Source organism: bacterium, assembly GCA_019695335.1.
In the GTDB taxonomy this organism is placed as follows: domain Bacteria; phylum CLD3; class CLD3; order SB21; family SB21; genus JABWBZ01.
Window position 1 is genome coordinate 1 of sequence record JAIBAF010000119.1, and the last position, 4,773, is coordinate 4,773.

The 4,773-nt window shown below is 45.1% G+C and carries 5 protein-coding genes; all 5 read left to right on the top strand.

What is annotated here, in order from left to right:
* The first annotated feature begins 8 nt into the window (after positions 1 to 8).
* Positions 9 to 998 carry a ketoacyl-ACP synthase III gene (locus K1X84_16670; protein ID MBX7153263.1) on the top strand — a complete coding sequence of 330 codons (990 nt, stop codon included), beginning with the start codon at positions 9 to 11 and terminating at the stop codon, positions 996 to 998.
* An 82-nt stretch (positions 999 to 1,080) separates the two neighbouring features.
* Positions 1,081 to 1,620: a hypothetical protein gene (locus K1X84_16675; protein ID MBX7153264.1), complete on the top strand. Its 540-nt coding sequence runs from the start codon at positions 1,081 to 1,083 to the stop codon at positions 1,618 to 1,620.
* An 80-nt stretch (positions 1,621 to 1,700) separates the two neighbouring features.
* A complete protein-coding gene (locus K1X84_16680; GenBank protein MBX7153265.1) occupies positions 1,701 to 3,224 on the top strand; it encodes a hypothetical protein in 1,524 nt (507 codons plus the stop codon).
* Between the two features lie 66 nt (positions 3,225 to 3,290).
* Positions 3,291 to 4,232, top strand: coding sequence for an alpha/beta hydrolase (locus K1X84_16685; GenBank protein ID MBX7153266.1), 942 nt, complete (start codon positions 3,291 to 3,293; stop codon positions 4,230 to 4,232).
* Positions 4,233 to 4,414: 182 nt separating this feature from the next.
* Positions 4,415 to 4,773 (top strand): PQQ-like beta-propeller repeat protein (locus K1X84_16690; GenBank protein ID MBX7153267.1); only part of this gene is annotated, 359 nt, incomplete at its 3' end.

A 4,773-nucleotide genomic window follows, 5' to 3' on the forward strand; every position in this document is an offset into this window, starting at 1 on the left:
TTTTTCTTATGCACAATGCTGTGATCATATCCACCGGTTCATACGCTCCTGACTGGATTTTGCCGAATCACTATTTCAACGATCTGCTCGGGGAAGATGTCGATACTTGGTTGGTCGAAAACCTCACCATCCGTCAGCGGCATTGGTGTCGCGAAAATGAATCGACCATTGATCTTTGCCGTCATGCGTCGTTGCGTGCCCTCGAAAACGCACGCATGAAACCGGCCGATATCGACCTCATTATCGTTGCCACCGACACACCTGAATTTATCTCCCCTTCGACCGCTTCGATTTTACAATACCAATTGAAGGCATCCAAAGCAGGAACTTTTGATCTCAATACGGCGTGCGCCGGATTTGTGACGGGTCTTGACGTTGCGAGCAAATACATTCGATCGGATGATCGTTATCAGAATATTCTCGTTGTCGGTGCCTATGCCATGAGCAAATATCTCGACATGAAAGACAAAAAAACCGTCACACTTTTCGCCGATGGTGCCGGAGCCGTGATCCTCACATCGGAAAAAGATTCATCGCGCGGATTCCTCGGCAGTTCACTGCACACGGAAGGACAATACAACGACTGGATGGGAATTTATGCGGGTGGAACGCACCAGCCGGTCACCGAAAAAATTATCCGTGAGAAAGATCATTTACTTAAATTCGTCAAAAAATTTCCGAAAGAACTCAATCCTGAAACGTGGACACGTATGATTCGCGAATTGACTCAACGCATTGGCGTGACTCCACAGGATGTACGGCACTATTTCTTCACTCAAATCAATATCAACAGCATCTATCAAACGCTGGATAATCTGGAACTGACGCACGATCGCGCCCATAATGTCATGTCGGAATTCGGCTATACCGGATCGGCGTGTATCCCAATGGCTCTTGACGATGCCATGAAAAAAGGATTAATCAAACCCGGTGAAACGGCTATTTTCATGGGCTCCGGAGGCGGACTCGCATTTGCCTGCGCGGCCTTCAAGTTTTAATCCAACGTTCTTTAAAAAATTACTTTCCTAAATCTCTTAACTAACTTCATTTTCTTACCTTAACTTTCAAGGAGTTTGTGCTATGAAAAACTTCTCTCACCTTTTATCCGTGCTCATTTTGAGCGCATTTGTGATCATGGTTGTGTCATGCAGCGACGATGACAACAATGGTAGCGATCAAAGCGGGATTGCCGGAGTATGGTTATCCGAAGGATCCAATGTCGCTCCCTTGTTGAATACAATTTTCACGGCGGCAGGCGGTGTGGATTCCATCTATGCAACATTTGCTACCAGCGATACATCCGGAAACACCGGAACTTACAGCGTACGTCAGGTCAACGGTAATTCGAGCGTAGTCAATTATTCCGGAACCTATATTGAAACGAAAAGCGATGTCGGTGACATCTATTCGATCACCATCAATCAGTCCATTCCGGCTGTGACTGAAAACGGCGGAATTTTTGAAATCTTCAACGCGAATCCGGACAGCATGAAATATGAGGTTGTACTGCTTACCGGTACATCCAACGTCGCTCCGACGCCTGCCGGCGGTTTCGGCAGCACCAACGCGGGCGCATTTGGCGTTTTGAACGTACAACGTTATATTCGTTTGAGCGAATAATCTTTAATCGGGTCATGGGAAATCCGACCCATCGGATTTCCCGTTTTACCCGAAGAATTTCTTAAAATGAGGAATGATCCATGAGAACTTTTGTACATTTTTTATTCTACTCATTCCTGTGCGCCGGTATTTTCGCCCAAAAAAGCCCCTTCGATAATTCAAATCAGGTTCCAAAAGACCCCATCGACGAATTCCAATATATCGGATATTTTTACAATTCTGCCGTCGTCAACAATATTTATCCTTCGCAACCTTTACGCGGGCAATTGGTCGGACGGCTTTTCAGCGGTAACAATCCGACTTTGACCGGTAAGACGTCGATGATTTTCGAGCAACGACTGATTCCTTTTTTTATTTATACGCCGAAATTGCTCAACGGCAAAGCGATTCTCCGGGCATCGTTTGAAATTGACTGGGTATGGGGCGATGCAAATTACAGCACCGGCGGCAATATCGGATCTGCTTTTAACGCGGATGCCGTCAACATTCAAACACAAAATATCGAACTGGAATTAATTCCAGCCAAAGGCTGGGCCGTTAATTTAGGATTGCAGCGCGTTTTCGATACGCCGTACAACCCTTACCGTGTCGGTGTTAACACATTGACCAACACCGGTTATCGACTCGCCTTCTGGGGCAGCGATGGCGTAGGAATTTCAGTAAGACACGACATGGATTACGCCCGGTATAAATTGGGATATTATCAATTATTTGAAAATGCCGACGAGCAATCGGATGACGTCGTTTTATGGGAAGCCATGTATGAAAAAGATATAACGCCGACTTGGCGTCACGGTGTTTCGTTTCATTACGTAGCAGATGGCGGTGGCGGCAACAGCGGAACCTATGGCCTCAATGGCGCTTTCAGCGGCCTCAACGGTCAATTCATTTTCCCCATTGCCAATTACGAAGCCAATTTATTTTGGGCCGGTACTTTCGGCGGGTATAATCCAGAATTTACTTTAGGCCGCAAGATGGCGTCAGGATTTTTGATGTATAATTTTGGGAGCGTCGATGACAATAATGCAAACCGTTCCATCGACGTGTCTGGCCTGGCGGCAAACCTTCGTCTGGGTTATAAATACGGACAAACGGTTGATGACAACGTCACGGCTGATCTTCTCTATGTGACCGGCGATAAAAACGGAATCACCGATAAAAAATTCAAAGGTATCATTACGGGTAATTCCTACGGCTATCCCGGAGCTATTTTTATCAGCAGCGGCACGTATCTTCTCTTTCCCCATGGCAACGTAGTCAATCGATATATCGCCGCGGTCACGGATTTGTCAAACATAGGTTATGGACTTGCAGGCGCCACACTGAATCTAAGTAAAGGATTGGTCCCGAATAAACTTAACGCCAAAATCGGATTCGGACACGCGTACAGTGCGGAGAAACCGGTCGGCGGCGGCCGGCTCATCGGAACCGAAATCAATGCGCGTCTAAGCTATATTCCGCATGTTTTTATGAATATTGAGCTGCATGCGGCTTATTTGCGGTTAGGAAGTTTCTACGAAAGTGCGGTGGTGAACGGCAATCAAACGAAAAAACCGAAGAGCCCATGGACAACGTTTATAACGTATAAGTGGCTCATGTTTTGAATCAGGAAATGAAAAGTTTTAGTTTTTCATTTTTAATTTTTAATATTTTTGAGACAGGTATCGATTATGAAATACCTTTTAATTTTCTGTTTCATAGTAGCAACGGCCGGTTGTATGGCTCCCTACTCTAATATCAAACCACTGCGGTCGTTGACTGAATTGAATTATCCGTACGATGTAAAACATCAGGCATTGAGCAATGATATCGACCTGGCCTATATCGACGAAGGCAGCGGCGATCAAACGATTCTTTTTATTCACGGACTTGGAAGCTACATCCCTGCATGGAAGAAAAACGTCGAAACGTTGAAAAGTCATTATCGGTGTATCGCCGTCGATCTGCCGGGCTACGGCAAATCCAGCAAAAAGCCTCATTCAGGGATGATGGAATTTTATGCCGACGTCATGGTGGAATTGATTGATAAACTGGCCTTAAAAAACGTAATCGTCGCCGGCCATTCGATGGGCGGACAAATCGGAATTACCATGGCATTGAAATATCCGGATAAAGTCCAAAAACTGGTGTTGATTGATCCGGCGGGATTTGAAAGTTTTACCGAGGGCGAGAAACAATGGTTCCGCGAAGTTATGACGGTAAAATTTGTCAAAGAAACGCCTCCGCAACAAATTCGCGCGAATCTCATTGCTAATTTTTACAATACTCCGGATGACGCCGAATTCATGATCACGGATCGTATTGCTATGAGAACCGCTTCCGATTTTGAAAATTATTGTTATACGGTCACTCGATCGGTTCACGGTATGGTTGATCAACCGGTGGTCGATTTATTGGATAAAATCGAACAGCCTACACTGATTGTGTTTGGTGAAAACGACAACCTGATCCCCAATCCGTATTTACACGGCGGAAAAACGGCTGACATTGCCGCTATCGGCAAATCGAAAATTAAAAACAGTCAATTGGTCATGATTCCGCAATGCGGACATTTCGCGCAATTTGAAAAAGCAGAAATGGTCAATCAAGCTGTGCAGGATTTTCTAAAATAAGTTCTTATTGATGTTCCCTACCAATAACGCTTGCCGGATTCCCATAAATCCGGTAAGCGTTTTTTTATGCCATGAATTTAACCCGATCATCATTGCAACTTTTGATTAACCATCCCGTATGGCGTGTGACCGCATATTAATCTTTTCGGAAACTATATCATTTCAAAGGAGGAGATGATTTCATGAAAACCTGTTTCATTCTGCTTTCACTGATTTTAGCCGGTAACGCCATTACGCAAAACGTCAAAGATTTCGATAAACAGCCGAAATTGGCGTGGCAATTTAAAACTACAGGCCCTGTTATTTCGTCTCCGGTCATCGACGGCAATACCGTGTACGTCGCCAGCCTCGACAGCGGGCTTTACGCAATCGATTTGGTAACCGGCAAATCCAAATGGACGTTTGGAACCTTCGGATCAATCCGTTCCACAGTGTGCATCGATCAGGATAAATTATTTTTACTGGGCGGCGACACGTATTTGTATTGCCTGAATAAAAATACGGGCGCTGAATTGTGGCGATTCAGAACTTTCAACGGTTA